Here is a 25122-nt window from a genome sequence, read left to right as displayed (position 1 = left end):
CAATGGTATGAATTTTGCGCATTGACCCAAAGCCTAAAAGCGTCTATTGGTTAAGTGTAGTAGCTAGACGGCTACTACTGTTTTCTTTCCAGCAGAACTGAAATGAGGGAAATGAGGCATGAAGAGACAAAAACGCGACCGCCTAGAACGGGCTCAATCACGTGGCTATCAGGCTGGTATCATTGGGCGCTCTAAGGAGTTTTGCCCCTATCAATCTGTAGATGCTAGATCGCACTGGTTGGGAGGCTGGCGGCAGGCCATGGAAGACAGGTCGGTTATGGCCTGATGGTCATCGCTATAAATTCATATTAGTGATAAAAACCTCTGCTTATGCAGGGGTTTTTATTTGATAACTGATATCTTGGTGAATGTATTCGATTTTAAGTTAATATTTTTATATGCATCAGATTATATATTTAAACCTAGATTAAAATAGGCTTTATTCTTTATAACCTATCAGATAATGTATGCTTGAATGAAATTATTATAGGGTGGTAAATTCATTCCATGGACGAATAAAAAAGTCGAATCACATTTTCATTTTTAATGAATCAAGTGATTCACATAGTATCAAAAATGGAATTTGCTATTTGGAGTTATTGGGATGTTTGAACATCAGGATAGTTTAAAGTCACTAAGGAAGTTTGACCTTAATTTATTGACAGTTTTTGAAGCGGTGTACTATTACAAAAGTGTAAGTAAAGCTGCCGATATTTTAGGTATGACATCTCCGGCGGTAAGTCAAAGCATTCAGAGGCTGAGACAGTATTTCCCAGACCCACTTTTTATCAGATATGGCAAGGGGATATCTGCGACGGTCTTTGCTGATAGTATGCATGAAAATATCAAGGGTAGTTTAAGTGGCATTATTGATATTTTTGCAGACAAAGGCGATAGCATTCGTAATCTAGTCATCTGGAGCGACCCTCATCTGGCTCAGGTTCTGATACCCGACATCTGTAGTCATTTGATGTCATTACCTAAGCTGAAATGTCGTATTGTGCATAATCTGTTGCCCGAAGATGCTGTTGGCGTGGAACATGCGCTGCTGTACCATAAGACAGATATTATTTTTGATATTGCGCCGATCTTTAACTCAGCGATTGAGTCTGAATTGATTTTCCGAGAAAAGATTGTCGCCGTATGCGGTAAAGATCATCCAAGGCTGAAAGATTCTCTGTCGGCGAATAGTTTAAAGGATGAGCGCTGTATTACTATAATTAAAGACAGAAAGAAAATTAATGAGTTTAAATCTAAAATAGACGTCCTTTTGGGTAAGCGCGTTATTTCCTTTGCATCACCATCTTCTCTTATTGCATTGTCAGTAATTGAAAAAACAAATGACATAGGTTTTTTCCCTGAGTCAATGTACGAGAAATTTAAAGATATATATAATCTTAAACGTTTAGAATGTGACGTCGATTTAGGTTCTTACGAAGTCTATATGTCGTACAGTAAGAAAGCACTTCAGGATAAAGCACTATTAGAGTTAGTTGAGAGGGTGAGAGAAACGTTTGTTATGAATAACAAAAGCGTTCATCCCTAATATGACCTAATATATGCCTATCAAAATAAAAAAGCGCAGGAGACTGCGCTTTTTTTATCATAGACAGTTTTAGATTAGAATGCGCTGGTATCTTTGAACAGACCCACTTTAAGATCTGATGCGTTGTAAATCACCTGACCATCAACTAATACTTCACCATCCGCCATACCCATGATCAAGCGGCGATTGATAACACGCTTAAAGTGGATGCGATAAGTGACTTTTTTGGCGGTAGGCAAGACTTGCCCAGTGAACTTCACTTCACCAACGCCCAGCGCGCGCCCTTTACCTTCACCGCCGAGCCAACCGAGGTAGAACCCTACGAGCTGCCACATAGCATCTAAGCCCAAGCAGCCAGGCATCACGGGATCGCCAACAAAGTGGCAGCCAAAGAACCATAGGTCAGGATTGATATCCAGCTCAGCTTCTACATAGCCTTTATTGTAGTTACCGCCGTCTTCAGTCATTTTTACGACGCGATCCATCATCAGCATATTGCCTGATGGTAGTGGGGGGCCACCTGCGCCAAACAGTTCGCCGCGTCCTGACGCTTCCAGGTCTTCTTTAGTATAAGAGTCGCGTTTATCTACCATAATTCTTGTAAGCCTTATTTTAATGAAGGGTGCATCTTAGCTAACACGTGTACGCTCAACAAGTCCGATCAGCCATGGTTGAACCAGTTTAGCCAGCGTAGAGGCCAAGGTAGCTGACGTTTATCTAATGGGCTGATTGCTGCAATGCGTTCCTGAATGGCGCCGATCAGGCTAGGCCCACTCTCACTGCGGTAGGCAATTCCCGTCAGAATAGGTAAAGCATCCTCTGCATTTTCTACAGCCCAGAGGTGGAATGTTCCGGCTTTAACAGCCTCAATAACTTCAGCATTCAAGCATAAATGGCGCACGTTAGTCGCAGGGATAATCACGCCCTGCGTCCCTGTAAGGCCTCGGCGTTGACAAGCCTCAAAGAAGCCTTCTATCTTTTCATTCACGCCACCAATAGGCTGTACATGGCCAAATTGGTCAACAGAACCGGTTACGGCGATCTGCTGATTGATTGGTGCTAGCGACAGCGCGCTGATTAATGCGCAAAGTTCTGCAAGCGATGCACTATCCCCATCAACCTCGCCATATGATTGCTCAAATACAATAGAGGCGGAGAAGGGCAATTGCTGTTCTAGATCCAGTTCAGAAATCAGGAAGGCTTGCATAATCATCATGCCTTTAGCATGCAGATTACCTCCCAATTCAGCTTTACGCTCAACGTCGGTAAACTCGCCATCACCTAAATGTACTGCGCAGGTGATACGAGAGGGCTCACCGAACATGAGAGGATGACCTGGATATTCCAAGACGGAAAGCCCATTGATTTGCCCAATGACTTCGCCTTCGGTCTCGATCAAAATTTGCCCAAGCTCTATTTCGTCATGCATACGCTCGGCCAGATAGCCTTCTCGCCAACGGCGCACAGCTAACGTTTCATTAAGCGCTTGGGCATCAATGACGTCATTACTATGCAACGCCGCTTCGCGAAGAGTACGCGCTATAAGCGTTGGGCTAAGGGGCAGGTTACCCTGATCGCCAATCGCACGGATGGCAGTATTGACTAAAACAGGCCAAGCATCTTCCGCAATTGCGGGAAGTTGGTATTCATTGGCAATGGTAGTGACCAGCGAGCACCAGCGCCGCATGTCATCAGTGTCCACCAGTGACATATCGGCTTCAAACTCGCCATAAAGCGAGTTAAAGCATAAATCTGGCTCCATATCTTGAAAATCAGCTAATCCTTCGCGGTCGCTGACCAAGATAACCTTGAGGTCAATTGGCATATCAGGAATATGCACCGGTAGTGGTTTATTCTCATCAGGTGAGAACCACTTAAACTTGCGGCCAAGAACGATTTGTTTCAGTCGCAGCCAAAGCAACGGCTGAGCGAGCATGGTACGCAACGACAGGATCAACACACCGCCGTTTGCGTGATGAACCATGCCTGGCTCAAGGGTAATTTTTCCGTTGGACTGACGGACTGTACCGAACAGCTGCTCGCCCTCATACCAATCAGCAAAAAGAGAGGTTGCGGTCGCTGCAAAATTGGACTGATGTTTGTCCGCGGGCATGATGCTGACGTGCATACCATCGATGTGATATTGGCTGCCGCGCAGGGTTAACTCTGGGAGCAACTCTCCGGTTGCACGGTGGATGAGTGCCAGATATTCATAAGTCTCTTCCGCCTTCAGGATCATAAAAGGTGATGGCGATTGCGGATGGCAGAAATGGGCCAAACTGTTTTCAAGGCGAGGCTGATATTCCGAAAATGTCAGCGCAGGCTGTTGTGCTGCTGCAGCGAAAACAGATTGATAAGGTGTCGTATCGGGCAGTAGCGATTGCCAGTCGAGTCGATAATTGCTCAAAGTCGTCAATTTTATTGTCAGTAGGAAAACCGCAATTATACAAGATTCCACCGTGCTGCACAGGAAACAACAGCAGAAGAGTTAAAAGGAAGTGATTTGGAAACCGGTATGTATAAAAAACAATCAATAATAAATCATGAAATATCTGCAAATCTGAAAAAAGTTGTTATTCTTATACAAAGTTACCGTGTCACTGGCAGATATCTCAATGAAATACCAACAGCTTGAAAATCTGGAAAGTGGGTGGAAGTGGAAATACCTGGTGAAAAAACACCGTGAGGGTGAATCTGTTACACGCTATCTAGAAAGTAGTATGGCACAGCAGGCTGTTGAGCTGCTGCTAAAGCTTGAGAATGACCCTGTGCATGTTCAAGAGTGGATTCGGGAACACATGAACCCAGATCTACAAAACAAGATGAAACAAACGATTCGTGCTCGTCGTAAGCGTCATTTTAACGCTGAACATATGCATACACGTAAAAAATCCATTGATTTGGAGTATCTGGTTTGGCAAAGATTAGCTGGGCTTGCTCAGCGTCGTGGTAGCACGCTATCTGAAACGATTGTGCAATTGATAGAAGATGCCGAGCGTAAAGAACAGTACGCCAATAAAATGTCTTCGCTCAAGAAAGATCTCCAGTCATTTCTGGGAAAAACCACTGAGTAATCATAAACAAAATTTTTTCGATTTGATTATGACTGAAGTTGAATAACAAGTTGATTAAACAGATAAAAAAAAGCCTCGCTTAGCGAGGCTTTTTTAATTAAAGGAACTACGCGTTAACTTAAGCCTGTGGCTGAGTTACAACGTCTTTGATGCCTTTAACTTCGATTTCTACGCGACGATCTGGAGCCAAGCACTCGATCAGAGCTGCGCGAGCTTTAACGTTGTCACAGGTAGAACCAGTAACTGGATCAGCTTTGCCCATGCCACGTGCAGAGATTTTGTCTGCAGGGATACCTTTAGATACCAGGTAATCTACAACGCTCTGTGCGCGCTGTTCAGACAGCTTCTGGTTGTACTGCTCAGAACCGATACGGTCAGTGTAACCCAGAACAACTACGGAACCATCTTTTGGATCCAGGTTGCTTAACTGTGCATACATCTGATCCAGAGCCTGCTGGCCTTGTGGTTTCAGAGTCGCTTTGTTGAAGTTGAACAGAACGTCAGACTTCAGAGTGAAACGCTTGGTTTCAACAACTGGTGCTGGAGCTGGAGCTGGTGCTGGAGCTGGAGCAGCTTCATCCTGACCGAAACGGTAGGTAACACCAACGCTCAGCAGGGTGTTGTCTGGACGTGCAGCAGTTTCGTTAGCATCACCAATGTTGCTTACGAACTGATAGTCAAGACGGGTAGCCCAGTCTTTGTTCAGTGCGTATTCAACACCGATTGCAGCCAGTGGAGAAACACCGGTGTCGTTGCTATCGATGTAACGGCCTTTGGTTGCAGAGTTTGCAGAACCGTCAGCACGCCATACCATACCACCCAGACGGGTGTAGATGTCCAGATCGTCAGCAATTGGGTAGCTCAGTTTAGCAGCCAATTGAACGCCTTGAGATTTGAAAGCACCGTTGTTGTCGCCACGGTATTCCATACGACCTAACCAGTCGTAGCCCATTTCAAAGCCCAGGTATGGGTTTGCTTGGTAACCGAAGAACGCACCGCCACCGAACTGGTCAGGACGTACGTTGGTGCTACCAAAATGGTTGATGCTGTTGTCGTAGTAGTGGGACCAGCCCAGTTTACCACCAACATACCAAGTATCATCTTTAGGTGCTGCTTGCGCTACGGTAGCGAAACCAGCGAGTGCCACTGCTAATGCGATAGCTGTCTTTTTCATTTTGCGCCTCGTTATCATCCAAATAGGCCAAAGAGCTAGAATGCTACAATTAGCCCTTGGTTAAAATCCTTTGCTAGGTTTTCGCTCGATTAATTACTGTGCCAATTTTCTTGGCGTTATAGAGCAACCTTCGCGATAACAAGTCTACAACGAGATTAGAAACTTACAAGTACGATGTGATATAGCTCAACAAAAAAACGATGTATATGTACACTTCGTTTAACGTTTTGTTCAAAAAATAAACGTCGTTTTTTTCGTAAAAAAGAGCAGTAACTCAGGTGTGATGCGGCTTTCTGCTATAAAATTAACTTATTAGCAGAGAAAAAATATTTTTGATAAGATTTCTCTTAAATTTACTCAATGAAACAATTTAGACTGAATTTTTAGCAGGTTTAGTTGTCCGTTATCGGATTCCACATTGTGATCGGGCTGCATGATCAGTCCAAAACACTCTCCATCCTGAGCCGCTTTTCTTAATCTTGCCCGTTCATTTTGTGTCAGCGGCGGAAGCCAGCCCAATACCACACTATAGTTACCACTACGTAAAGCACATTCCATCGCATAAATAGAGTCTACGGGTTCAATCTGGTTGAGTTGCATCACCTTGCTAGCCGGTAATCCAGAATCGGCTAACCATTGTTTGCTCAGTTTATGCTGTGGGTTAAGCCAAAGTAACCAGCGAGATTGCTTACCTAGCTGACGCAGCAATGGAAGCAAAAGCAATGACAACATAGGCTGATGTTCGCTATAGACTAATTCACTGATAACGCCGGCATAAGCATTTTCTTGTCCCTCAGGTTGATGGGCTGAGGTGTTTAAAAATGATGGGCGATCGGTGTAGTGCTGCAGTGAGTGTGTGCGCATAAGTATGTTCTCGCTGTGTGTACTGTATGAATATACAGTACATGGGCGGCGCGCTGAGATCAACCTATTTTTTACAATGCTCTTCGCAAATCTGTGATGAAAAACGCTCAAAATTCACTTTCAGTTTGGATGCTTTTCGGTAATTCGCTATGTTCTTAATTCACTGTTATTGCTAAATAAACTTAATATTTATGCTGTGAATGTAATTACAAGGAGATAACCATGAAAGGATTGTTTAGCAACAAAGCGGATATTGCACATGAAGTTTTCTCTTCACTTGGTGCAGTGAAATTGCGCTCGCAGTTTGGCGGTTTTGGGGTATGGCTGGATAAAACAATGTTTGGTGTTGTATCGGATGGTGAGCTCTACTTGCGAGCGCATGACGAGCTCAAATCTCGCTTTGTTACTTATGGCATGAAGGCTTTTATTTACACCAAACGAGGGATCCCCGTTCGTCTTAGCTATTATCGCGTCGAATGCAACATGTGGGACGATCCCAGTTTGCTTCGGCATCTGGCCTATGCCTCGCTACAGCAATCCATAGAGCTGAAATCATTGAAAGCAGCAGAGAGCGACGGTTTGCGAACTTTGCCAAACATTAACAATATGATGGAAAGGCTCTTAGGCAAGATTGGGATAACCAGCGCTGATCAACTGATTAGCATGGGAGAGACCGAAGCGTTTATTCGGCTTAAGAAGCTAAATGCCAATTTACATAATCGACTATTATTTGATCTGGCAGGCGCAGTACGAAAGTGCCATGAGGCAGCTCTTTCTTACCAGGTTCGCATGACGCTTGATGAATGGCTAAAAAACAACACATATCGATGGCAAAAGAAGTAACGAGCTTTGCACGTAGGCAGGGAGTGACATTCCCACTTCCTGCCTACGTATGACACAGTGCTTCAGCTTGTCATCAGCCCCTGCTTGAGTTGCATTAGTTCAGGCAGTACCCCCATCATTAAGCTGATTTGCTGAACAACAAGCTGTTCAGTGTTATCTGAGGGGGATGAGTACTCGGTAAGACGATGCTTTAGCTTCTGAATGGCCTCTTCGGTGCGTTCCGCGATGCTACTGTCATAATTAAGTGCATCATCCATGTAGCAGGCAGCATCATCAAGCATGCTCAAAACTTCCGCGTTATCCAACCGATCGCGATGCGCACCTAGCGCTGAAATGTAGCTCAGCAAGGTATGGTTGAGACATAGCAGACGAAATGCCGATTCCTGAGTTTGGGCATTGTTTTTCGGTTCGGCTGACATATTTGAGATGACAGAAGCGAGTTCAGCATCGCAATTATGCGCATCACGGCGTGCAACACGATAATCTAGAGCGTTTGATTTACCCTGATGATATTGCACTAGGATTGCATCGAGGTAGCGACAATCAGCATTCAGCGTTTTTTGCACTACGGCAGGCAGCGCACGGAATTTCCAATCAGGCCAGATAAAGGTCACTGCCGCCCACGCAATAGCACAGCCGACCAATGTATCGAACACTCTTGGCCCAGCAACTTCAAAACCTTCCCCAAGCAGATTGAAGCACAGCAAAACCAGTAGGGTGATAAACATAGTGGCATGGGCATATTGCACGTTGCGGAATGCAAAGAATAAAACGCCGCTGATTACGATTAACACCATTTGTCCTTCAAGGGAGGGGACAAAATAAAGAATGGGTAGGCCCAGCAATACACCCGCGAGAGTGCCCACGACACGAAGTGCGAGCCGTCTCTTGGTCGCGTTATAGTTTGGCTGACAGACAAAAAGGCTGGTGAGCAAAATCCAGTAGCCGTGGTTTAAACCGGTAAATTGAATAAAGCCATAACCCACACCTAAAACTATCGACATGCGGATCGCATGGCGGAAGAGAGCTGATTGTGGCGTCAGATGACGACTGATGCGCAGCTTCATGTCGTTCCAACCGCTGATACGATCGTCAGACAGCGTATTCTCTTCTTCACGTTCGGTTGCGAGTGACTGTTCGGATTCTATATTGGCCAATTGGGCATCAATGGCTTTGAGGTTCAGCAGCAGGTTAAACAGTGATTTCACCAGAATATGCTGATGGCCATGCTGAGCAGCAATACGTTGTAATGTGGCTTCCAAGTGGGTGAAAACACGCTCAAAGCGTAGGTCATGCTGATATTTCTGCTGCAACAAAATGGACTGCGATAGCTGAGCACAAGCGCGGGCTTGAAGCATTAATAGACGCTGAAAGCGAAACAGTACATCACTATAGCGAAACATTTCGCTGAGTTGCTGGTACTGGAAGTGGGACGAACTGGCCCGTTCATGAATGTCTTGAGCGACGAAATAGTAGTGCAGAGTACGCCGAGTTCCGCGTTGGCCGCGGTCACCTTTCAAACGCGTGAGCAATGATGCTTTGGTTTGGTTGAGCGTGGTGACCAGATTACTGTTAGCCATAGCCACATCAATCAGTGGTTGATTGAAATTCCCTTCCTGATCGGGATCGAAGAGGTTGGATTTGGCATCGAGATAAACGGCTAGCTGGCTGTAGCTTCGCGCCAAAGACTCTTGCAATGGGCGGATGGGAAAAATGAGATGCCCCATCAGCGTTAGCACGTTGTACCACACTGCACCGATTATCAGGAGGAGTGGCTGCTGGTACCAGATGTGATACATCGATGTACCTAGCATGGTGTAAATAGCGATCAGTAGTGCGCCAAATGCAATGGTCGCATAGCGTTGTCCCAAGGCACCTAGCAGAATAAATCCTACGGTTGATACCATCAAACCGATAGCAAACAGCCACGGATAGGGAAATAACAGCTCAATGGAGGCAGAGGCAATAAAAAAGCAGGTGAGGGTAATGGCTAAATTACGCAAGCGACCAACGAGTCGATCGTCTAAATCGGTCAGTGCCGCAGCCACTACGCCCAGCGTAAGCGGAATCGTAAGCCGTGGCTCACCGATAAACCATGGCACTCCGGCAGCACCCGCCAGTGCGATAAAGATACGAAAGTTATACAGCAGAGCGCTACTGTATGCGTAGCGCTTTAATCCTGGTGCAAAAGAGAGCACGTTACGACCCTTTATTTAAAACGACGACTCGCGTTGGTCACGCGCATTTGCTGTGCCACTTCGACAGGTACCACTCGGCGACCCACTGGCCACAAGGCAATAGCCGCAATTTTAAAATTAGCAATACCAACAGGAATACCAATGATCGTCACGCATTGCACAATACCCGCGGCAATATGCGAAAGGCAAAGCCACCAGCCAAATAAAATAAACCACACGATATTCAACAGCGTTCCACCGGTAGTGAGCAGTGTGTTTTTCCGATCAGGATATAAATCATCGACGTGCACCGCTTCATTACCAAACGGGACTAATGACAGCTTGGTTATCTCCCAGCAGGAACGCGTTAACGGTAAGGTGAAAATTAAAATAATGCTGACGAGAGTGGCTAATAACCAGCCTAGCGTGGTGAAAAAACCACCCAGCACGAAATTAAGGATGTTTAGTACAGTTCTCATAGTTCTCAGTCACCTAAATGAAACCATTAGCGATATTTAACATGCTGAGTTTACCTTGTTTTGAGCCACTCTGATATTCATCTGCAATAACCGTAGAATAAAAGAGGTAAAAACCCATTTGTCTTATTTCAATAAAGATTGATGCAATGACCCAGATCCTAGGTATGCAGTGCGAACATAGGTAAACTTATTTCATACTTGAAGCTGCATCAGCCTTGATGATGCTAGGTGTTTACTTGTCGTCTTGATGCAACTTCAACTATTTTGGGTATAGTGATATCAAAGAGTGAAAAATGATGGCGAAACAATGGAACTGAGAGCAACCAAAATGGGCCAGCATTTGGCTCAGCATCCTTATAACCGCGTGAGGCTTTTGAACGCGGGCGTTGAGGTGAGCGGCGATCGCCATGAATATTTAATTCCATTTAATCAGTTGGTTGCCATCCACTGTAAGCGCGGTATTGTGTGGGGCGAGCTGGAGTTTGAGCTGCCAGAGGAGAAAGTCGTTCGCCTGCATGGCACTGACTGGCAAGAGACTCAACGCTTTTATCAGCATCTGCAGCAGAGTTGGCAGGCATGGAGTGAGGAAATGGCGCAAATTAGCGCTGACGTACTCGCTGCTCAAGTGGAAGAACTTGAGAGTCTTAATGCGCAAGATCGCTGGCTTAAACGCAGCGAATTGAAAGAGATTCGCACTATGATCGAAAGCTGCTTTGAGGCTATTCCGCTACCGCAGCAGCGCCTCGAAGAGTTTGATTCCTGTCGCGATCGCTACCGTTATTGCCTTAAGTGGTTGAATTACGGGCTGAGAATGGTTGATGAACGTAATCAACAATGGACAAAACGCATGCTTGAAGAGCACGCCGCTTTCTTTGAACAAGTAGAAAGCCAGCCGCTGAATGCCTCTCAAGCTCAGGCCGTGGTGAATGGTGAAAATGGCGTGTTGGTGCTGGCGGGAGCGGGTAGCGGTAAAACATCGGTGCTAGTGGCGCGTGCTGGGTGGTTATTGCTGCGCAAAGAGGCTACTCCAGAACAGATTTTGCTACTGGCTTTTGGCCGTAAGGCAGCCGAAGAGATGAACGACCGCATTCAGGAACGTTTGCATACCGAAGATATTCAGGCGAAAACTTTCCATGCTCTAGCGTTACAGATCATTAATCATAGTGGCAAAAAAACCACCCATATTAGCAAGCTGGAAGGGGACGCTCAGGCTAGACAAAAATTACTCGTCAAAGCATGGCAGCAAGAGTGTTCGGCAAAGAAAGCACAGGCCAAAGGGTGGCGTCAGTGGTTGACCGAAGATCTGGAATGGCAGGTTGAAGAAGAAAACTATTGGCAGGATAAAAAGTTGGCGATGCGTTTAGCGCCTAAGCTTGAGCGTTGGGTTAGCCTGATGCGTGAGCACGGCGGTTCACAGTCGCAGATGATTGAAGATGCGCCGGAAGAGATACGCGATCTGTTCCAAAAACGCATTCGCCTGATGTCACCGTTGTTGAAAGCATGGAAATCAGCGCTGAAGGATGAAGGCGCGGTAGATTTTCCAGGGTTAATCCAACAAGCGATTGCTGTTCTGGATAAAGGACGATTTATTAGCCCGTGGAAGCATATTCTGGTTGATGAATTCCAAGATATCTCTCCACAGCGTGCACGCCTGCTAGAAGCGTTACGCAAACAGAATTCGCGTACTAATCTGTTTGCCGTCGGTGATGATTGGCAGGCTATTTACCGTTTCAGCGGGGCAGAATTATCGCTCACGACGGCGTTTACGCAGCATTTTGGCGATAGCGATCGGCGAGAGCTTGATACAACTTATCGCTTCAATCGAAGGATCGGGGAAATTGCGAATGGCTTTATCCAGCAAAATCCTCATCAACTGCGTAAATCGCTTAACAGCTTGTCTGAAGGCCCGAAAAAAGCGGTAACGATTCTACCTCAGGAGCGGTTGGAAGACTTGCTCAATAAACTCAGTGGGTATGTTAAGCCAGAGGAACGCATTCTGATCTTGGCGCGTTATCGTTATCTCAAGCCTGAAATCCTCGATAAAGCCGCAACCCGTTGGCCTAAGCTGACCATTGATTTTATGACTATTCATGGTAGTAAAGGGCAGCAGGCTGATTATGTGATTATCTTAGGATTGCAGGATGGAAAAGATGGATTCCCTGCAACGACGGGAGAGTCGGTGATTGAGCAGGTATTGCTGCCGCAAAGTGAAGATTTCCCCGATGCTGAGGAGCGCCGTTTGTTGTACGTCGCATTAACGCGAGCCCGCCATCAGGTGTGGCTATTGCAGGATACGGATAATCCTTCGGTGTTTGTCGACCAGCTAAAACGACTCGGCGTAGCGGTGCAACGTAAACCATAAAATAGATCCTATATACCCAAAACGTGAAGCGTGACGGGGATAAACTAATGGGGACTGAGGTCCCCATTTTTGTGTCTTCTTTGTGGTTTTATACTACTTCAATCGATCGGCCAAATAGCGCTGATAGTCAGGGATAGCGATTTCGACTTCTTCGTTAAACATCGGTGAGCTAATCAGGAAATCGGCCGTAGAGCGGTTGTTGGCTACGGGGATATTCCAAACGGTTGCCAAGCGCAGCAACGCTTTCACATCAGGATCGTGGGGAACGGCGTTGAGAGGATCCCAGAAGAAAATCAGCATATCGATTTTTCCTTCAGAAATCAGTGAACCTACCTGCTGGTCTCCACCCATTGGGCCGCTAAGCATGCTGTTGACTGGAATTCCGGTGGCGCGTTGAATCAAATTACCGGTGGTGCCCGTTGCTGATAGCTGATGTTGTGCCAGCAACTCTCGGTTTGCTTGCACCCAGCTTAGCAGCGCCTGTTTACAGTGATCGTGAGCAACAAGCGCAATATGTTTTTTTTTGGCAATCGTGCGGGTGGTGAGTTCCATGTCTAAGCCCTTAGCAAATCATATGAATCCACATACAATACAATAAGGTTGTTCACCATAATCAGACTGGACGCAAAAAAAATCGCTACCTGATGATTAATTCATCACTTCGAGGTTTTTTTTATGAGCTCGGGAAGGGCTGCTGTGGCGTTTGACGAATTATAGCGTTGTATGGCCTGCTCATAGTTAGCTAAAAGAGGCTGGCTGACATGGAGGACATCCGATTTGTATTCGACGCTATTACCGCGATTATTCAGCAAGTCAAAGCTGAGGTTTTTCTCGAACGCTTTAACGTCATGCTCATTATTCAGTTTTGGCAGCTTAATGTTTATCGACGTATAGTCGCGCACGTCAAACACCACCACCAAGGGAACAGACGTAAACATGCGCTGATTTGGCCCAGCGGCTGGAACCATTTTCTCGACACGAAAGAGAATTTGATGCACTCCGCCACTAAGCTCAAGACTATCGGCACTCTTAAATAGAGCGCTGGGTAACTGCTGACCATCAACGGCGAGTAGTTCAATATCTGAACCAAATTTCAAGGTGGTGGCAAAAACGGACTGGCTGAGCAAAAATAGCAACGCACCTGTCTGTAAAACGCGATATATCATGAAAGCCTCAACTTTAGACTGTGCGAAGAGCATTGTTCAGTAGCCGGTATGGTGTGTCAAAGTATTTTATTATTAATACTTACTTACATGTTAGCCAATTATGGTCAAATGTCGTCTAGGGGCTATCTTAAAGGCATTATTGGGATGCCATTTCTGGCCCAATATTCTATTAGCAATCATTGGAGCTCAACATGACCGAACAAGAAATTAAAACCATCTTGCAGCAGGTGAAGAGTATTGCGCTAGTTGGCGCCAGCGATAAGCCTCACCGCGCAAGCTATGGCGTTATGGCTTATTTACTCTCGCAAGGGTATCAGGTTATTCCGGTAAGCCCAAAGCTGGCCGGTCAAAAACTGTTAGAGCAAAAAGTGTATGCTACCTTAGCGGATATACCACAGCCAATTGATATGGTTGATGTTTTCAGAAATTCTGAGGCGGCGTTCGGGGTTGCAGAAGAGGCTATTGCCATTAAGGCGAAGGTACTTTGGTTACAGCTAGGCGTGATCAACGAAGAGGCTGAAAAGTTAGCTACCGAGGCGGGGCTGAAAGTCGTTATGGATCGTTGCCCTAAAATCGATATTCCGCGTTTGGGTCTAGAGAAAGCATAACTCTTCAATCGAGTTCTGTTGATGAATAGCAAAAAGCCCAGAAAACTGGGCTTTTTCGTTACGAGGGGGCTAGTTTCTCAGGCGAGGCGCCTGAAGCTGGTGGCGTATAGATTCGGCTAAGTCATCCATCGACGGTTGTTCTGGATGAGCATCGGTATTTTCCCCATCAAGCTGTGCTTCTGCGAGATAGGTATGCACCGCTTCACCCTCTTCGTTTTCCATCACGACATGATACCAAGGCATATGGCGCAAATGTTCATTTGCCCCCAGCTCATCGGCGTCTGGCGCGACTTCCAGTGAATATTCAGGGTCAATATCTATTACCACACCCAAAGAGCCTAAGAGTTTGTGGCGTACCTGCTGTCCAATGCCAAATTTGCTGGTAATCATACTGACCTCCTGAGAAAACGTTGCTCTATCCCTTTCATTATCAACCGCACTATACGGCTTAAAAAATCCAATCATGCGTATAAATATGTGGGCGTAGACAAACGTTTCAAGCTTTCCCTGAAACTTGAAGCTGTTGCAAACGATGCCAATAGCTTCAATGGTGTTGGATTAGCCGATGACTCGGCAAGCAAAGCCTTTCAGATACAGTCCTTCAGGGTATGACGCAATCACAGGGTGATCGGCGGCCTGACGGTACTGCTCTATAAATTGTACATCACGGCCAGCATCTAGTGCGGCATCCGCCAAAATTTTCTGGAACAGTTCAATCGGCATCAATCCCGAACAAGAGAAGCTTAGCAAAATACCGCCGCTGCTTAGCAGGTTGAGTGCAAGCATATTAATATCTTTATAACCGCGACATGCACCCGCGAGCTGGCTTTTGTTCTCTACGAACTTTGGCGGATCCATAATAATGAGGTCAAATTTACGTCCCTCATCACGATATTTGCGTAATAGTTGAAATACATCGTCGCGAACGAATTCGGCTTTACTCAAATCTAACTGGTTGAGTTCAACGTTTTGGCGTGCGACATCAAGCGCAGCCTGCGATGTATCGACGCTAATCACATGCTCACAGCCGCCCATCAGGGCTGAAACAGCGAAGGCACCGGTATAAGAGAAGCAATTCAGTACTTTTGCATTGGCTGCAAAACGACGTGCGGCCAAACGGCTGTCGCGCTGATCGAGATAAAAGCCGGTTTTGTGGCCTTCTTTGATATCAACCAGAATTTGCATGCCATGCTCACGAATGGGGAGCAGTGCAGGTGGTTCTTCTCCGACAACGGAGCCTTGGGTCAGAGGTAATCCCTCTTTTTTACGTACGGCGACGTCAGAACGATCGTAGATCGCGCATTCTGGATAGCAGTGCTGCAATGCAGCAACCAGATTGGCACGCTGATATTCCGCACCTGCAGACAACAGTTGCAGCACGATAAAGTTTTGGAAGCGGTCGATGGTGATGCCAGGCATACCATCGGATTCACCAGCGATCAGGCGATACCCAGTCAGGTCATCACGCTTGGCAAGCAAGGTGCGCCACTGCTGAGCGGTTTGAAGGCGGTTGATGAAGAAATCACGATCCACGCTTTCCTGCTGATCAAATGTCCAAACGCGCGCACGGATTTGAGACTGAGGAGAGAAAGCTGCGCGAGCCAGCCATTTCCCCTGAAAATCGCAAACGTCGATGGTTTCTCCTGATACAGCATTCCCTTCAACGCGGGTTACGGCACCGGAGAATACCCATGGATGGCGGCGGAGTAAGGACTTTTCGCGTCCTTTGGCAAGAAATAAACGTGCGGTCATGTTAGTTTTCTATGATCTATGATGAATCAGACAAAAAGGTGCGACATTGTCCGGTTATGGGACAAGAAAAGCAAATATCCAGATTACCTAGGCTTCATGAGGGGGGATTATGTCAAGAGTCAGTATTGCGGCTTATGTGGCTGGAAGCGTACAGGGCGTTGGATTTCGTTATAACACCCAGCGTCAGGCTCGGGAGTTAGGGCTTACTGGCTACGCCTATAATATGGATGACGGTCGGGTTGAGGTTGTTGCTGAAGGCGAATCTGACGTGGTACAGCAGCTGGTTGATTGGCTAAAGCAAGGAGGGCCACGCGGTGCCAGAGTCGATCAGGTACTCTTAGAACCGCGCCCGTTAGCGCATTTTACTCAGTTTAAAATCAAATACTGATCAAATGCATTTCACCGGTTTCGGTAAACCCGCGAGCTTGGTGGCTTGTTTGGCTGGGCCTTTGGGAAACAGGCGGTAAAGATAACGGCTGTTTCCTTTCTCTTCGCCATACTTTTGCGTCATCGCTTTAACCAGCATACGAATAGCCGGTGAGGTATTAAATTCTAGATAAAACTCGCGCACGAATCGTACGACTTCCCAATGGGCTTCGCTCAATTCAAGACCTTCTTCTGTGGCCAGTAGCGGAACGAGATCTTCGCTCCAATCAGCGCTGTTAAGCAGATAGCCCTGAGCATCCGTTTCAATCTGGCGGCCAGCAAATTCTAACATTAGACAAATATCTCTTATCGACAAATCAGCGGCTATTGTAACTCAAGGGAAGGTCTGGCAGCAAAAGGGCTGCTAGATTACATCTAGATAAAAGAAAGCCCCGCTGTTAGCGGGGCACATTTGCGTTGGGTAAAACAGGTGGTACATATCCAGCTATGCTGAATTAGTTACTACGAGCGAAACCGAGAATGCTCAACAAGCTGATAAACAGGTTGTACAGAGAAACGTACAGGCCAACAGTGGCTCGGATGTAGTTAGTTTCGCCGCCATGAATGATATTGCTGGTTTCCCACAGAATGGCGCCGGTGGAGAACAAAATAAACAGGGCGCTAATGGCCAGCGATAGCGCTGGAATTTGTAAGAACAGGTTAGCGATAACCGCAACCAGCAGAATCACGAAACCAGCCATCATCATGCCTGACAGGAATGACATATCTTTGCGTGTGGTCAGCACATAAGCTGAGCAGCAGAAGAATACGGCTGCTGTGCCGCCTAACGCCAGCATAATCAAATCACCTGCGCCGCTAGCAATAAAGGAGCTCAGAATTGGACCTAGCGTGTAGCCCATAAAACCGGTTAGCGCGAACACGGCGAGAATGCCCGCTGGGCGATCGGCCAAGCGATAGGTCAGGAACATCAAACCATAGAATCCCACCAGCATTAATAACAGGCCTGGCGCTGGCAGCATCAACACAGTGCTTGCAGTGGCCGTTAACGCCGAGAATGCCAGCGTCAGTGCCAGCAAGAAATAAGTATTGCGCAACACTTTATGCGTGCTCAGCAAAGAGTCGCGCGAAGAGGAGCTGGAAACAACAATACGGTCCATAGAATTTTTCTCTTTTGTCAGTAATCAACGGAAAATTATTGATCTAGAGCAAAATAATAGAGAGGAGGCTACGTACGCGAAAGGCGTTTTACCCTTCTTTACTTTGATTACCTCGCGAAAGTATCTACAGGCAAAACGATAATCCGTTGATGTTTTCATCATTACGTTGAAAAATAAAACAAACAATCGCTGGTTTGGTGATTTTATCATCACTTGAGCATTCTCGTGCTTTACAAGAAATTCTAACGCCGTTATAGTTCGTCCCGTTGCGGAGGAGTGGCTGAGTGGTTTAAGGCAGCGGTCTTGAAAACCGTCGAGTGTAACAGCTCCTAGAGTTCGAATCTCTACTCCTCCGCCAAAATTTAGAAAGGCCGATAACAGTAATGTTATCGGCCTTTTACTTTATATGCCTCACGCTAGATATCTTAAAGCGGTTCGCAGTCCTGAAGACGTTTCTGATAGCGCGTATCATCCGATTCTGTATATCCCCCTCATAATGCCGCTGATGGTTATTAATTCCCTAATCAACACTTTCCATTTCAAAAATCTTTAGTCGCTGTAAATGCCAAATTTAAGGTGGCTGAATTTATTAGCACAACAACTTATAACGCACTTCACGCTAACTCACAGAATAAAAGCGTGTCTGGCGTAGATTAGACGCGAGTAATGTCCTTTTTTCACTCTGTGCGAACGTTATCAATACCTAGAGACTTGTCTCATCCTATGATGGCTTTGCTTCATTCAATCCAGAAAAATTGTACAATAGCGCGGGGCAGTTTAGAGCAACTGTAGACAATATGAATAGTTACCAATATGTAATCAAGGTGATGGAATGCTTGAACTATTTGATGTCAGTTATGATGAACTAAATGGAGTGCGTTCGGATGAACTTTATCGACTGAGAAAAAAAACTTTCAGCGATCGACTAGGTTGGGATGTCGTTTGCAACCGCGGTATGGAGTTTGATGAGTTTGATAATCCAAACACGCGCTATATCTTGGGTCTGTATGAAGGGCAGTTGATTTGCAGTGTTCGTTTTGTGCCGCTCGAACTGCCAAATATGATTACTCATACCTTCCACTCTTGTTTTCATGATGTCTCATTGCCAGCCGGTGAAGTGGAATCAAGCCGATTCTTTGTCGACAAAAGTCGCGCTCGAGATTTGCTGGGGGAGAGATATCCTGTTAGTCAGGTTCTTTTTCTGGCGATGATCAACTACGCTCGTCAATATAACTTAAACGGCATTTATACGATTGTTAGCCGCGCTATGCTGACAATACTAAAGCGTAGTGGCTGGCAGGTGAGGGTACTTAAAGAGGCATATTTGAGTGAGGAGGAAAGGATTTATCTTCTCTATTTGCCTACGGACTCTGATAGTCAGGCGAAAATGGCGACAAAAATTAATGCATTTGAAGGTTGTTCACTGCCTGAATTTGAGCACTGGCCGATGTCAGTGGCGGTAATTAAGACTGCATTGGTGTAATCAGTTCGAGTTCAACGCCCAGCCTGATCGCCTGACGGGCGTTACTCACACCCAATTTACTTACCACGTTGCCCATGTGAAATTTAACCGTTCTTACTGAAATACCAATGATTGTGGCGATCTCCGCGTAAGTTTTCCCCATACTCGCCCAGTAAAGTACTTCATGTTCTCTGGCTGTAAACGTTGCTTTGCTTACGCCCATCTCTGAACCATCCTTATCTTCCGAAACTGACTGCACGAGCCGATACATTTGCTCATTAATCTCAATGAGTAACATCTGTAAGTTGCCTTTCTCTGAAGAGAACTGCTCTTCCAGATTCGCTTTCATATTGCTATCAATAATTAATGATAGTAGTGCCAGATTGTTGAGATGATCGTGCAGGACGAAAGTATAGCCGTTGGCGATGTTGTATTTCTTGGATAAAGAGAAAATCTTTGAGACCTTGAGGTCAGACATCAACGTGATGTTCTCATCCCACACGAAAGGGGACGTGCGTTTAAACGCGGTCAGGATCACCGGGTCAATGTGCTGCAGGTTATTCGCAATGTACAGGTTTACCCATTCATCAGGATAGCTTGAGATGATAAGCAGTTTTGACGGGTTTTTCTTATTGACGACGGTGTAAGCGTACTCAGGGCTACCAAACTGGGACAGTTTTCTATCGATATAATCACGAAGCGTTTCCGTTATTATCTGATTTTTATTGAAAATAGAAAACATATGGCATCCCTGAAGTTTGTTCTACAGTCTCGGCGGCAGCGGTGTACTTAAGTACAGGGTGAGTACAGTACTTAAGTACAACTTACGGAATCTGTCTACACACTTATAATTGTCCCGTGAGTTGAAGATAAAAAAAACCTGACCACGAGAGTCAGGTAGCCAATTCAGCCAACACCAGGGAAAAACTCTGGGCAGTGCGTTTTCAGAGACCACTGTCCAGAGGAGCCTTATAGTAGCATTACTAACGTGAATCTTTCAAATCTTCCCCTCTGAAATCCTGTTTACGGCCTTGTCATGCCTAGTTTGCACTCCGATTTAGCCGCACAGACAAACACCAAAGAAGCCTTGCTTCGTCCTTCATAAATTCCATTTATTATTCTTTATTTTAATGAATTTTATTTACTTAAAAGAAAGATATATCAACTTAGAAGTATTAAATAATATATAAGTCTGTTTTTTATCTTTTATTTTTAAGGGGGTATTTTGGGTTGTTCTGAATTTTATGACTTCCTATAGACTCTTGCCCTCGTTTTAGGATAGACCTAATCTCAATGGTGTTTAATCTTTCCATATAGATTCAATCTTGGCATAAATCCTATTTTTAACATGTATTTTGCCGCTGCTAGTGATGCTTAGCGGTGGTTTTGGTTTTGAAAATACGGCACTTATATGGATGAATTAGTCACGCTATATGCCCTTGGTGAATGATTGTGATTCATCGGTTATTTGTATATTAGGTTTGCGCTTTATTCACATAAACGCTGTCTTAGTACGTGGGAAATGTCATTTCTCTATTAAATCGAGCACTGGAAATATCTGATTTTTCCTTCGGAGTTATTACTGAAATCATTAATGTAGCTTGTGACTCAACCCATTGACCTACAAGGATTGTGGTTTTGTTTTTAAAGAAATTTCTTATATTTCAAATGGATGATCTTGATCACAAATTGTCTGTCAGGTTACATTTTGTAACAGTTAAGGATTTCTTAATTATGCCTAAATGTTCTTAGACTCGTGTCTGAGTATATTGCGTACTCACCTTTCCTTATTGTTTAAATAAACACAGAGATAGACCAAATAGCGCCAATCGATGAACGTTTTTACTACGCCGTTTATTCGTAATTAATCCACCTGTCTGCGGTGCTTTAATTTTAGGTAGGGAATGTTTGTCACGACTGGCAGTTATCCTTAATTTTCAGTTGTAAGGGACAGTAAATGGCTTCATCAAGTTTCCAAAATGAAGTACCCAAGGCTCGTGTAAATATCAAATTGGATTTACATACAGGTGGGGCGCAGAAAAAAGTTGAATTACCTCTGAAATTACTGGTAATGGGCGATTACAGCAACGGTACAGAACAACGTCCACTTTCAGAACGCAGCAAAATCGATATTAATAAAAACAACTTCAACAGCGTACTCAGTGAATTCCAGCCAAGTATTAAAATGGCTGTCCCTGATACTTTAGCGGCAGATGGCACAGATACCGCAGTGTCTCTCACTTTCAATGACATGAAAGATTTCGAGCCTGAACAGGTTGCACGCCAAATTCCTCAGCTACGTGCTCTTCTCGCCATGCGTAACCTGTTGCGCGATCTCAAATCTAACCTACTGGATAACGCGACTTTCCGCCGTGAACTCGAAAACATCCTCAAAGATGATGCGCTGAGCGATGAACTTCGTACGGAACTGGCGGCACTGGCGCCAAAAGATTGTTAATGACTGGTTTGGATAAGAGAAGGAAATGCTGATGTCTGTACAGGAAAACAAAGCACAGGGTAATGCTACCGCTGTGTTGGAACACGAAGCACCAATCATGCAGGGCGTTTACGCGTCGTTGTTTGAGAAAATTAATCTCAATCCGGTCTCTTCAATGACCGATATCGAAACCTTCCAAAACAATGAAGGCCTCGCAGAAGCCTCTGCTGATGAGCGAGTGACCGCTGCCGTAAGCGTATTTTTAGACTTGCTCAAACAGTCTGCTCAAAAAGTGGAAAAGCTGGATAAAACCTTGCTGGATGGCCACATTGCAGCGCTTGATGCCCAAATTAGCAGCCAATTAGATGCGGTGATGCATCATCCAGATTTTCAACGCGTGGAATCCACATGGCGCGGTGTTAAGTCACTGATTGACCAAACTGATTTCCGCCAAAATGTGCGTATTGAACTGTTAGATGTGAGCAAAGATCATCTGGCACAGGATTTCGAAGATGCGCCAGAAATTGCGCAAAGCGGCCTTTATTCTCATACCTACATTCAGGAATATGATACCCCAGGCGGTGAGCCTATTGCGGCAACGATTTCTAACTACGAGTTTGGCCGTGGCCCGCAAGATATTGCTCTGCTACGCAACATCTCAAAAGTGGCCGCCGCGGCACATATGCCGTTTATCGGTTCCGTAGGCCCCGCGTTCTTTGGCAAAAACACCATGGAAGAAGTGGCTGCCATTAAAGATATTGGCAATTACTTTGACCGTGCAGAGTATCTGAAGTGGAAATCTTTCCGTGAAAGCGACGATGCACGCTACATCGGCTTAACGATGCCGCGGGTGTTAGGTCGTTTGCCCTATGGCCCAGATACTATTCCCGTTCGCAGTTTTAACTACGTAGAAGAAGTCAAAGGGCCGGATCACGAGAAATATCTGTGGACTAACGCTTCGTTTGCCTTTGCAGCCAACATGGTGAAAAGTTTTATCAACAACGGCTGGTGCGTGCAGATCCGCGGGCCGCAGGCGGGCGGCGCTGTCACCGATTTACCTATCCACCTGTACGATTTAGGGACGGGTAATCAGGTCAAAATCCCATCAGAGGTGATGATCCCGGAAACTCGCGAATTTGAATTCGCTAATCTGGGCTTTATCCCACTCTCTTATTACAAAAACCGTGATTATGCGTGCTTCTTCTCTGCCAACTCTACGCAAAAACCGGCGCTGTATGAAACGCACGACGCAACGGCCAATAGCCGTATTAATGCGCGTTTGCCATACATCTTCCTCCTTTCGCGTATTGCTCATTACCTGAAACTGATCCAGCGCGAAAACATCGGCACCACCAAAGATCGTCGTTTACTTGAATTGGAGTTGAACAACTGGATCCGTGGTTTGGTCACGGAAATGACCGATCCCGCAGATGACTTGCAGGCTTCGCACCCGCTGCGTGACGCCAAGGTAACCGTTGAAGATATCGAAGATAACCCAGGTTTCTTCCGCGTGAAGCTGTTTGCCGTACCGCATTTCCAAGTTGAAGGAATGGATGTGAATCTGTCTCTGGTTTCGCAGATGCCTAAAGCCAAAGCTTAATCGGGACGGATTTGAAGATGAAAATTGACCGTCCGTTATGGGCTGCCGGGACATTGTTGTCTCCGCAGCAGTTCCAACAGCAGGCTCGCTGGGAAGCGTACACCAATGAGTGTATTGCACGCCTAGCGTTGGTCCACCCTTGGGGGATCATGACGGCTGAGTTTGACAAGGACGCATTACGGTTGGGCAAACTGAAAGCGGATCGCATTTGCGTCCGCTTTCAGGACGGTACGCTGCTGGATACCGAAAGGGCAGACGTGTTGCCACCTGCGCTGGATTTGACGCAGGTGCTGCCGGCGACGGCACAGAGTGCCACGCTGCTGCTGGCACTGCCGCTTGAGCACGCCAACGGCGGCAACTGCCTGCCAACGGATGCCAAAGCCGATCGCCCGATTCGCTATCGTCAGGACTGGGCCTCAGTGCAGGATATTTTGGGTAACGATACTGAGTCGATGGCTGTAGCCCGCTATGCGCTTACGCTGCGCTTGGATGGCGATGAAAACGGCGATTATCTCACGTGTCCTGCGGTGCGTTTAGTGCGTGATGTTCAAGGCGTATGGGGCATTGATCCGCAGTTCGTACCGCCGCTGTTGCAGTTTGGCGCACATGCCGCACTGATTAGCTATCTGGATCGTTTGCTGACTCAGCTCCACGCTAAACGTACTCGCCTGATGGGAATGCGCCGAGAAAGTAATCAGCGCATGGCCGATTTTGCTGTAGCTGATGTATCGCTGTTTTGGCTGCTCAATGCGCTGAATAGCTATGAACCGGTGCTGAATGATTTTCTGGCTCATCCAGCCCTGCATCCGGAGCTGGTGTATCGCGAACTGGTGAAGCTTGCGGGCGCACTGCTGACATTTTCCCTCGAACATGACATGGACGCTATTCCTGCCTATGACCACGCGCGTTTAGGCGCGGTATTCCCGCCACTATTCAGCCTGATTAGCACCTTGCTCGAAGCGAGTCTACCGTCGCGTGTCATTACGCTTGAGCTGGAAAAAGTCCGTCCAAATCAGTGGCAGGCTGCATTGAACGACCCACGTCTGCGCGAAGAGGCAGATTTCTATCTTTCAGTTCGCTCCGCGCTACCGGCTCACCTGCTTCAAACCCAGTTCCCGCTGTTGTGCAAAGTCGGTGCGCCTGACGACGTCAATAACCTGATTAACGTTGCCTTAAACGGCGTTCCGCTGATCCCACTCAGCCATGTACCTGCCGCCATACCGCTGCGTTTGGAAAATCAGTATTTCGCATTGGATCTCAACCATCCAACGGCGACGGCGATGCTGGCGTCGGGGTCTTGTGCGTTCTACGTGCCGGGAACGTTGTCTGATGTGCAACTTGAACTGTATGCGGTGCTGAGAGCATGAGTAAAGAGACAGTCATTGATATAGACGAATTGCTACAAGACACCTGGTTGCTGGTGGTTCAACTGCGGCAAGGTGTCCCTGTAGAGCACGGGCAAAGCTTATGGCAGCACTGCACCAAGAGCATTGAACACACCCAGCAGGTACTGAAAGACGCAGGTATGCATCAAAACGCGATTGACCACATTCGCTATGCACAGTGTGCGTTGTTGGATGAAACGGTGTTAGGACGACCTCAGGACGATGGTTATTCGGCGTGGCACGCTATGCCGCTTCAGGCGCATTTTTTCCACACCTTGCAGGCAGGGGAGTTGCTGTATGAACGCATGCGAGAGGTACTACGTGAACCCTCGCCCAATATGGCGGTGCTGACCTGTTTTCATCGTGTGCTGATGCTCGGGTTCCGTGGACGGTATGGCGAAAACGAGACACCTGAGCGCCAACAACTGGTGGCTGAACTGAGCCAGCGCGTCAAACCGCTGGATGTGGATCAAAGCGCGCCGCTGCTGGTCAATGCCGCCGCTTCGCGTCGCTACCGCTGGCTGCATTCGCGTTGGGTTCACGTTGCTGCGGCTGTGGTGGTTTTGGCCGCTGTTTGGTGGGGATTCCACAGTTATCTAACGGCGCTGGTCACGACGCTGTTACCCAGTAAGCCATAAGGGATTGATGA

Annotated in this window: 25 protein-coding genes and 1 tRNA gene; 13 read left to right on the top strand and 13 right to left on the bottom strand. The window is 46.4% G+C overall.

Annotation, left to right across the window (positions count from 1 at the left end):
- Positions 1-118 precede the first annotated feature (118 nt).
- Both rmf and M988_RS12305 read left to right on the top strand, forming a co-directional pair.
- Complete coding sequence (gene rmf / locus M988_RS12310; protein ID WP_004095659.1) at positions 119-286, top strand: ribosome modulation factor; 168 nt, start codon at positions 119-121, stop codon at positions 284-286.
- A 318-nt stretch (positions 287-604) separates the two neighbouring features.
- Positions 605-1546, top strand: coding sequence for a LysR family transcriptional regulator (locus tag M988_RS12305; RefSeq protein WP_008813042.1), 942 nt, complete (start codon positions 605-607; stop codon positions 1544-1546).
- A gap of 74 nt (positions 1547-1620) precedes the next feature.
- Here the strand turns inward: M988_RS12305 and fabA are convergent, their stop codons facing one another.
- Entirely contained in the window at positions 1621-2139 is a 519-nt protein-coding gene (gene fabA, locus M988_RS12300) for a bifunctional 3-hydroxydecanoyl-ACP dehydratase/trans-2-decenoyl-ACP isomerase (RefSeq protein WP_004095655.1), read from the bottom strand.
- 68 nt (positions 2140-2207) lie between these two features.
- Positions 2208-3953, bottom strand: a complete 1746-nt coding sequence (locus tag M988_RS12295) for an AAA family ATPase (RefSeq protein WP_172635549.1) — start codon at positions 3951-3953, stop codon at positions 2208-2210.
- A gap of 208 nt (positions 3954-4161) precedes the next feature.
- Between M988_RS12295 and matP the strand changes: the two genes are divergently transcribed.
- Positions 4162-4620: a macrodomain Ter protein MatP gene (gene matP, locus M988_RS12290; RefSeq protein WP_008813044.1), complete on the top strand. Its 459-nt coding sequence runs from the start codon at positions 4162-4164 to the stop codon at positions 4618-4620.
- Positions 4621-4738: 118 nt separating this feature from the next.
- Here the strand turns inward: matP and ompA are convergent, their stop codons facing one another.
- Both ompA and sulA read right to left on the bottom strand, forming a co-directional pair.
- On the bottom strand, positions 4739-5794 hold the full coding sequence (gene ompA, locus M988_RS12285) for a porin OmpA (protein ID WP_008813045.1): 1056 nt from the start codon (positions 5792-5794) through the stop codon (positions 4739-4741).
- 357 nt (positions 5795-6151) lie between these two features.
- Positions 6152-6658, bottom strand: coding sequence for an SOS-induced cell division inhibitor SulA (sulA, locus tag M988_RS12280; RefSeq protein ID WP_039188761.1), 507 nt, complete (start codon positions 6656-6658; stop codon positions 6152-6154).
- 222 nt (positions 6659-6880) lie between these two features.
- On the opposite strand from sulA, the gene M988_RS12275 reads away from it, so the two are divergent.
- Entirely contained in the window at positions 6881-7501 is a 621-nt protein-coding gene (locus M988_RS12275; RefSeq protein ID WP_008813047.1) for a TfoX/Sxy family protein, read from the top strand.
- 62 nt (positions 7502-7563) lie between these two features.
- Here the strand turns inward: M988_RS12275 and yccS are convergent, their stop codons facing one another.
- Both yccS and M988_RS12265 read right to left on the bottom strand, forming a co-directional pair.
- Complete coding sequence (gene yccS / locus M988_RS12270; RefSeq protein WP_039188760.1) at positions 7564-9699, bottom strand: YccS family putative transporter; 2136 nt, start codon at positions 9697-9699, stop codon at positions 7564-7566.
- Positions 9700-9710: 11 nt separating this feature from the next.
- Positions 9711-10157 carry a YccF domain-containing protein gene (locus M988_RS12265; protein ID WP_008813049.1) on the bottom strand — a complete coding sequence of 149 codons (447 nt, stop codon included), beginning with the start codon at positions 10155-10157 and terminating at the stop codon, positions 9711-9713.
- A 307-nt stretch (positions 10158-10464) separates the two neighbouring features.
- Here M988_RS12265 and helD point away from each other — a divergent pair, with 307 nt between their 5' ends.
- The gene (gene helD, locus M988_RS12260; RefSeq protein ID WP_039188758.1) at positions 10465-12519 is read left to right on the top strand and encodes a DNA helicase IV; all 2055 of its coding nucleotides are present in this window, start codon (positions 10465-10467) and stop codon (positions 12517-12519) included.
- Between the two features lie 93 nt (positions 12520-12612).
- Here helD and M988_RS12255 read toward each other — a convergent pair whose 3' ends face one another.
- Both M988_RS12255 and M988_RS12250 read right to left on the bottom strand, forming a co-directional pair.
- Entirely contained in the window at positions 12613-13071 is a 459-nt protein-coding gene (locus M988_RS12255) for a methylglyoxal synthase (RefSeq protein WP_004095643.1), read from the bottom strand.
- Between the two features lie 104 nt (positions 13072-13175).
- Positions 13176-13685: a YccT family protein gene (locus tag M988_RS12250; protein WP_020303842.1), complete on the bottom strand. Its 510-nt coding sequence runs from the start codon at positions 13683-13685 to the stop codon at positions 13176-13178.
- A gap of 191 nt (positions 13686-13876) precedes the next feature.
- On the opposite strand from M988_RS12250, the gene M988_RS12245 reads away from it, so the two are divergent.
- Positions 13877-14293 carry a CoA-binding protein gene (locus tag M988_RS12245; RefSeq protein ID WP_008813052.1) on the top strand — a complete coding sequence of 139 codons (417 nt, stop codon included), beginning with the start codon at positions 13877-13879 and terminating at the stop codon, positions 14291-14293.
- A 69-nt stretch (positions 14294-14362) separates the two neighbouring features.
- Here M988_RS12245 and hspQ read toward each other — a convergent pair whose 3' ends face one another.
- Positions 14363-14683 (bottom strand): heat shock protein HspQ, encoded by a 321-nt coding sequence (hspQ, locus tag M988_RS12240; protein WP_008813053.1) that lies wholly within the window; start codon positions 14681-14683, stop codon positions 14363-14365.
- A 168-nt stretch (positions 14684-14851) separates the two neighbouring features.
- Positions 14852-16045, bottom strand: a complete 1194-nt coding sequence (gene rlmI, locus M988_RS12235; protein WP_004095627.1) for a 23S rRNA (cytosine(1962)-C(5))-methyltransferase RlmI — start codon at positions 16043-16045, stop codon at positions 14852-14854.
- A gap of 109 nt (positions 16046-16154) precedes the next feature.
- Between rlmI and yccX the strand changes: the two genes are divergently transcribed.
- Positions 16155-16433, top strand: coding sequence for an acylphosphatase (gene yccX / locus M988_RS12230; protein WP_008813054.1), 279 nt, complete (start codon positions 16155-16157; stop codon positions 16431-16433).
- Here yccX and tusE read toward each other — a convergent pair whose 3' ends face one another.
- Together tusE and yccA are read right to left on the bottom strand one after the other, a co-directional pair.
- Positions 16434-16763 carry a sulfurtransferase TusE gene (gene tusE / locus M988_RS12225; protein WP_008813055.1) on the bottom strand — a complete coding sequence of 110 codons (330 nt, stop codon included), beginning with the start codon at positions 16761-16763 and terminating at the stop codon, positions 16434-16436.
- Positions 16764-16926: 163 nt separating this feature from the next.
- Positions 16927-17589 (bottom strand): FtsH protease modulator YccA, encoded by a 663-nt coding sequence (yccA, locus tag M988_RS12220; RefSeq protein WP_008813056.1) that lies wholly within the window; start codon positions 17587-17589, stop codon positions 16927-16929.
- A gap of 270 nt (positions 17590-17859) precedes the next feature.
- Here yccA and M988_RS12215 point away from each other — a divergent pair.
- Positions 17860-17947 (top strand) — tRNA-Ser (locus M988_RS12215).
- A 474-nt stretch (positions 17948-18421) separates the two neighbouring features.
- Entirely contained in the window at positions 18422-19072 is a 651-nt protein-coding gene (locus M988_RS12210; RefSeq protein ID WP_004095615.1) for an acyl-homoserine-lactone synthase, read from the top strand.
- Here M988_RS12210 and M988_RS12205 read toward each other — a convergent pair.
- Complete coding sequence (locus tag M988_RS12205; RefSeq protein WP_061060186.1) at positions 19053-19793, bottom strand: helix-turn-helix transcriptional regulator; 741 nt, start codon at positions 19791-19793, stop codon at positions 19053-19055. The two genes, M988_RS12210 and M988_RS12205, sit on opposite strands and share 20 nt — an antisense overlap.
- Before the next feature lie 1215 nt (positions 19794-21008).
- Here M988_RS12205 and tssB point away from each other — a divergent pair.
- The 4 genes from tssB to tssL are packed head-to-tail and all read left to right on the top strand — an operon-like array spanning position 21009 to position 25111.
- Positions 21009-21509: a type VI secretion system contractile sheath small subunit gene (gene tssB, locus M988_RS12200; protein WP_004095606.1), complete on the top strand. Its 501-nt coding sequence runs from the start codon at positions 21009-21011 to the stop codon at positions 21507-21509.
- A 25-nt stretch (positions 21510-21534) separates the two neighbouring features.
- Positions 21535-23088, top strand: coding sequence for a type VI secretion system contractile sheath large subunit (gene tssC, locus M988_RS12195; RefSeq protein WP_004095605.1), 1554 nt, complete (start codon positions 21535-21537; stop codon positions 23086-23088).
- 17 nt (positions 23089-23105) lie between these two features.
- On the top strand, positions 23106-24455 hold the full coding sequence (gene tssK, locus M988_RS12190; protein ID WP_064574372.1) for a type VI secretion system baseplate subunit TssK: 1350 nt from the start codon (positions 23106-23108) through the stop codon (positions 24453-24455).
- Positions 24452-25111, top strand: coding sequence for a type VI secretion system protein TssL, short form (gene tssL / locus M988_RS12185; RefSeq protein WP_008813060.1), 660 nt, complete (start codon positions 24452-24454; stop codon positions 25109-25111). Before tssK ends, tssL begins: the two co-directional genes overlap by 4 nt.
- Positions 25112-25122: the final 11 nt, after the last annotated feature.

The sequence above is a fragment of the Hafnia paralvei ATCC 29927 genome, from assembly GCF_001655005.1.
Taxonomy (GTDB): domain Bacteria; phylum Pseudomonadota; class Gammaproteobacteria; order Enterobacterales; family Enterobacteriaceae; genus Hafnia; species Hafnia paralvei.
The sequence above is the reverse complement of the archived record's forward strand: the minus strand, read 5'-3'. Positions and strand labels throughout refer to the sequence as shown.

Coding starts and splice junctions, on each gene's coding strand:
- rmf (WP_004095659.1), top strand. CDS start 119: ATGAAGAGACAAAAACGCGACCGCCTAGAACGGGCTCAATCACGTGGC.
- M988_RS12305 (WP_008813042.1), top strand. CDS start 605: ATGTTTGAACATCAGGATAGTTTAAAGTCACTAAGGAAGTTTGACCTT.
- fabA (WP_004095655.1), bottom strand. CDS start 2,139: ATGGTAGATAAACGCGACTCTTATACTAAAGAAGACCTGGAAGCGTCA.
- matP (WP_008813044.1), top strand. CDS start 4,162: ATGAAATACCAACAGCTTGAAAATCTGGAAAGTGGGTGGAAGTGGAAA.
- ompA (WP_008813045.1), bottom strand. CDS start 5,794: ATGAAAAAGACAGCTATCGCATTAGCAGTGGCACTCGCTGGTTTCGCT.
- sulA (WP_039188761.1), bottom strand. CDS start 6,658: ATGCGCACACACTCACTGCAGCACTACACCGATCGCCCATCATTTTTA.
- M988_RS12275 (WP_008813047.1), top strand. CDS start 6,881: ATGAAAGGATTGTTTAGCAACAAAGCGGATATTGCACATGAAGTTTTC.
- M988_RS12265 (WP_008813049.1), bottom strand. CDS start 10,157: ATGAGAACTGTACTAAACATCCTTAATTTCGTGCTGGGTGGTTTTTTC.
- helD (WP_039188758.1), top strand. CDS start 10,465: ATGGAACTGAGAGCAACCAAAATGGGCCAGCATTTGGCTCAGCATCCT.
- M988_RS12255 (WP_004095643.1), bottom strand. CDS start 13,071: ATGGAACTCACCACCCGCACGATTGCCAAAAAAAAACATATTGCGCTT.
- M988_RS12250 (WP_020303842.1), bottom strand. CDS start 13,685: ATGATATATCGCGTTTTACAGACAGGTGCGTTGCTATTTTTGCTCAGC.
- M988_RS12245 (WP_008813052.1), top strand. CDS start 13,877: ATGACCGAACAAGAAATTAAAACCATCTTGCAGCAGGTGAAGAGTATT.
- hspQ (WP_008813053.1), bottom strand. CDS start 14,683: ATGATTACCAGCAAATTTGGCATTGGACAGCAGGTACGCCACAAACTC.
- rlmI (WP_004095627.1), bottom strand. CDS start 16,045: ATGACCGCACGTTTATTTCTTGCCAAAGGACGCGAAAAGTCCTTACTC.
- yccX (WP_008813054.1), top strand. CDS start 16,155: ATGTCAAGAGTCAGTATTGCGGCTTATGTGGCTGGAAGCGTACAGGGC.
- tusE (WP_008813055.1), bottom strand. CDS start 16,763: ATGTTAGAATTTGCTGGCCGCCAGATTGAAACGGATGCTCAGGGCTAT.
- yccA (WP_008813056.1), bottom strand. CDS start 17,589: ATGGACCGTATTGTTGTTTCCAGCTCCTCTTCGCGCGACTCTTTGCTG.
- M988_RS12210 (WP_004095615.1), top strand. CDS start 18,422: ATGCTTGAACTATTTGATGTCAGTTATGATGAACTAAATGGAGTGCGT.
- M988_RS12205 (WP_061060186.1), bottom strand. CDS start 19,793: ATGTTTTCTATTTTCAATAAAAATCAGATAATAACGGAAACGCTTCGT.
- tssB (WP_004095606.1), top strand. CDS start 21,009: ATGGCTTCATCAAGTTTCCAAAATGAAGTACCCAAGGCTCGTGTAAAT.
- tssC (WP_004095605.1), top strand. CDS start 21,535: ATGCTGATGTCTGTACAGGAAAACAAAGCACAGGGTAATGCTACCGCT.
- tssK (WP_064574372.1), top strand. CDS start 23,106: ATGAAAATTGACCGTCCGTTATGGGCTGCCGGGACATTGTTGTCTCCG.
- tssL (WP_008813060.1), top strand. CDS start 24,452: ATGAGTAAAGAGACAGTCATTGATATAGACGAATTGCTACAAGACACC.